We start from the raw sequence: 3718 nt of genomic DNA on the forward strand, positions 1-3718 counted from the left end.
GGGGCTCCGGTCGAGGTCTTGGACGAGGGCGTCGCCGACGTGCAGCCCGGCCCCGACCCCGGTCCGGTGTCCGGGGGCGATGCGCCGGTCGGGCCGGCGGGCGGGGAGCGGCCCGTCGCGGGGTATCTCGGGGATCGGGCGCCGACCTATGCCGCCGAGCCCGGGGCGCTGCCCGTGGCCGATCCCGGGGCGCTCGACGAACTCGTGCCCGACACCGTCCTGGAAGGGGCCCGGCACGGGGCGTACACCCTGCGGGCGGCCTCCGTGCGCGGGGACTCCGCCCGCTTCCGCGGCGAGACCCGCCGGGACTTCCTGCTGACCACCCGCTTCGGCACCGGCGACGACGCCCTCGTCCTCGTGGCCCTCGCCGGCGGCGACCGCGCCGCCCCCGGCGCCGCCGAGGCCGCCGCCGAGCTGTGCCGCTGGATCGCGTCGGCCGTCGGCCGCAGCCGGGAGCGGCTGGCCGACGACATCCGGGCCGGCCGCCGCGACGCCCTGCGCTCGGGGCTGCAGCGGCTCACCGACCGGGGCTACGGGCGCCTGCGGGCGCACGCCGCCGAGCTCGGCCTGCCGGAGGAGGCGTACACCGCCGGGCTGCGCGTGCTGCTGCTCCCCATCGACCCCGAGTGCAAGACCCGGATCTGCTTCGGCGCGGGCGCCGGCGGGCTGTTCCGGCTGCGGGCCGGTGACTGGCAAGACCTCGAGCCGGAGCCGGAGGCGGTCCCCGCGGAATCCCCCGGCGACGGGTTCCGGTTCCGGGCCGCCGTGGCCCGCCCCCGGGACACCCTGCTGCTCTGCTCGGGCGGCCTGGCGGACCCCATGCGGGAGGAGGCCCTGCTGCCGGCCGAACTCGCCGCCCGCTGGGCCGACGCGGAGCCCCCCGGCCTCGCGGCCTTCCTCGCGGACACCCAGCTCCGCGTCAAGGGCTACGCCGACGACCGGACGGCCGCCGCCGTCTGGGAGGCGTGACCGCGCAGAGTGTGCATGGATGGACGGGCGTACCCGGCAGGCAACGGAAGGGCGCCTTTCCATGGGCAAGCAGAACGTGGCCGAGCAGTTCGTCGACATCCTCGTGCGCGCGGGCGTGCGCCGCATGTACGGGGTCGTCGGCGACAGCCTGAACCCGGTCGTCGACGCCATCCGCAGGACCGGCGGCATCGAGTGGATCCAGGTGCGGCACGAGGAGACGGCTGCCTTCGCCGCCGGAGCGGAGGCCCAGATCACGGGCCGGCTCGCCGCCTGCGCGGGCTCCTGCGGCCCCGGCAACCTGCACCTGATCAACGGCCTCTACGACGCGCACCGTTCGATGGCCCCCGTCCTCGCCCTCGCCTCCCACATCCCGTCCGGCGAGATCGGCCTCGGCTACTTCCAGGAGACCCACCCGGACCGGCTGTTCACCGAGTGCAGCCACTACAGCGAGCTGATCTCCAATCCGCAGCAGATGCCCCGGGTGCTCCAGACCGCCATCCAGCACGCCGTCGGCCGCAGCGGCGTCGGCGTGATCTCGCTGCCGGGCGACATCGCGTCCCTCCCGGCCCCCGAGAAGAGCGTCCAGCACGCGATCGTGACCGCACGGCCGACCGTACGCCCCGGTGACGGGGAGATCGAGAAGCTGGTCCGGCTGATCGACGAGGCCGACAATGTCACGCTGTTCTGCGGCAGCGGCACCGCCGGGGCGCACGCCGAGGTCATGGAGTTCGCGGGGCGGGTCAAGGCGCCCGTCGGGCACGCCCTGCGCGGCAAGGAATGGATCCAGTACGACAATCCGTACGACGTCGGCATGAGCGGGCTGCTCGGCTACGGGGCCGCGTACGAGGCCACCCACGAGTGCGATCTGCTGATCCTGCTCGGCACGGACTTCCCGTACAACGCCTTCCTGCCCGACGACGTGAAGATCGTCCAGGTGGACATCCGTCCCGAGCACCTGGGCCGCCGCTCGCAGTTGGACCTGGCCGTCTGGGGTGACGCACGGGAGACCCTGCGCGCCCTGAACACCCGGGTGAAGGCCAAGACGGACCGCCGCTTCCTGGACCGGATGCTGAAGAAGCACGCGGACGCCCTCGAAGGCGTGGTGAAGGCGTACACGCGCAAGGTGGAGAAGCACACTCCGATCCACCCCGAGTACGTGGCTTCCGTCCTCGACGAACTCGCCGACGAAAACGCCGTGTTCACCGTCGACACGGGCATGTGCAACGTATGGGCGGCGCGCTATCTTTCCCCGAACGGCAAGCGCCGCATCATCGGCTCCTTCAGCCACGGGTCCATGGCCAATGCCCTCCCGCAGGCCATTGGCGCACAGTTCACGGACCGGACCCGTCAAGTGGTGTCGATGTCGGGCGACGGCGGTTTCTCCATGCTGATGGGAGATTTCCTCACCCTGGTGCAGTACGACCTGCCCGTCAAAGTGGTCCTCTTCAACAACTCATCCCTCGGCATGGTCGAGTTGGAGATGCTGGTTTCCGGCCTTCCTTCGTACGGAACGGCCAACCACAACCCCGACTTCGCGGCGATCGCCCGCGCGGCGGGCGCGTACGGCGTCCGGGTGGAGAAGCCCAAGCAGCTCACAGCGGCTTTGCGGGACGCCTTCCGGCACAAGGGGCCCGCCTTGGTGGACGTGGTCACCGATCCCAACGCCTTGTCGATTCCACCCAGGATCAGCGCCGAAATGGTGACCGGTTTCGCACTATCGGCCAGCAAGATCGTGCTGGACGGCGGGGTGGGCCGGATGATCCAGATGGCTCGATCCAACCTACGCAACGTGCCCCGTCCGTAACCCGGCAGGAGTGCGGATTGCCCCGGCGGGCATGCATCCCGTAGACCAGTTCGAGATCCGTCGGGATACGGGGGAGGTACATCGCCGTGCGGGTGGGGGCGAAGACCGGGAAGCAGTGGAGGAGAGGGTGGCCCGTACCGCGTGAACCGTCCGCCGAGGGCGGGGGAGCGAGGGACGCGGTGGAGATCACCCGGAGCGTTCGCCGGGCCGATCTCAAAGCGGTGGGCGAAGTCCGCCGGGCGTTACGGGAGTTGATGCGCCATCGATGTCCGGCCGACACCGCCGAGGTGGCGGAGCTGCTGATCACCGAGCTCGTCACCAATGCCCTCGTCCACACCGACCAGGGCGCCGAGGTGTCCGCGCGGCTCGCCGCGGACGGGCTGCGGGTGGAGGTCCGGGACCACGTCTCGCGCCGGCCCCGGCCGTACGTACCGACCGCCGACGACGGTACGCACGGCCGGGGGCTGATGCTGGTGCAGGCCCTCGCCGACGCCTGGGGCGTGGAGTCGCAGGTGCAGGCCGGCGGCAAGGTCGTGTGGTTCGAGCTGGCCGGGGGCCTCGGCGGCCGCGCCTACGAGGCCGTGTACGACGGCATGTACGACGCCACGTTCGACACCGCGTACGACGGAGGGCCCGCCTGACGGTCGGGCCCTCCGGGGTCGTGGCGGTCAGCCGAACTGCTGCTCCAGGTCCTTGAGTTTGCGCTCCAGCGAGTCGAGGCGGGGGATGGTCTGGGTGTCGTCCTCGGCGGTGAGGTCCACCGTCCGGGGTCCGGTCACCTCAGTCATCTCGGTTCCGTGCACGGCCTGCAGGGAGGGCCGGCGGTGCGGGGCGGGCAGCTGTCCCGTTTCCGCTATGGCCGGCTCCGCGCCGACCGGCGCGGAGCCCGAGCCGGGGGCCCGGTCTCTTATAAACAACAGACGCAGCCGCCGAATATGAGAGTGT

The 3718-nt window shown here is 71.8% G+C and carries 2 protein-coding genes and 2 pseudogenes; 3 read left to right on the forward strand and 1 reads right to left on the reverse strand.

Going from position 1 to position 3718, the window contains the following annotated elements; genetic code table 11:
* The 3 genes and pseudogenes from ACFXA3_RS38285 to ACFXA3_RS38295 form a co-directional block, all read left to right on the forward strand.
* Positions 1 to 969 (forward strand): protein phosphatase 2C domain-containing protein (locus ACFXA3_RS38285; RefSeq protein WP_385195247.1); only part of this gene is annotated, 969 nt, incomplete at its 5' end.
* A gap of 61 nt (positions 970 to 1030) precedes the next feature.
* Positions 1031 to 2773 (forward strand): pyruvate dehydrogenase, encoded by a 1743-nt coding sequence (locus ACFXA3_RS38290; RefSeq protein ID WP_385195249.1) that lies wholly within the window; start codon positions 1031 to 1033, stop codon positions 2771 to 2773.
* Between the two features lie 179 nt (positions 2774 to 2952).
* Positions 2953 to 3330 (forward strand): annotated as a pseudogene (locus tag ACFXA3_RS38295) (ATP-binding protein); the annotation flags it as partial.
* Positions 3331 to 3441: 111 nt separating this feature from the next.
* On the opposite strand, the pseudogene ACFXA3_RS38300 reads toward ACFXA3_RS38295, so the two are convergent.
* Positions 3442 to 3718: pseudogene (locus ACFXA3_RS38300) on the reverse strand (hypothetical protein); the annotation flags it as partial.

Origin of the sequence: Streptomyces sp. NPDC059456 (assembly GCF_042750055.1) — a bacterium.
Lineage (GTDB): Bacteria > Actinomycetota > Actinomycetes > Streptomycetales > Streptomycetaceae > Streptomyces.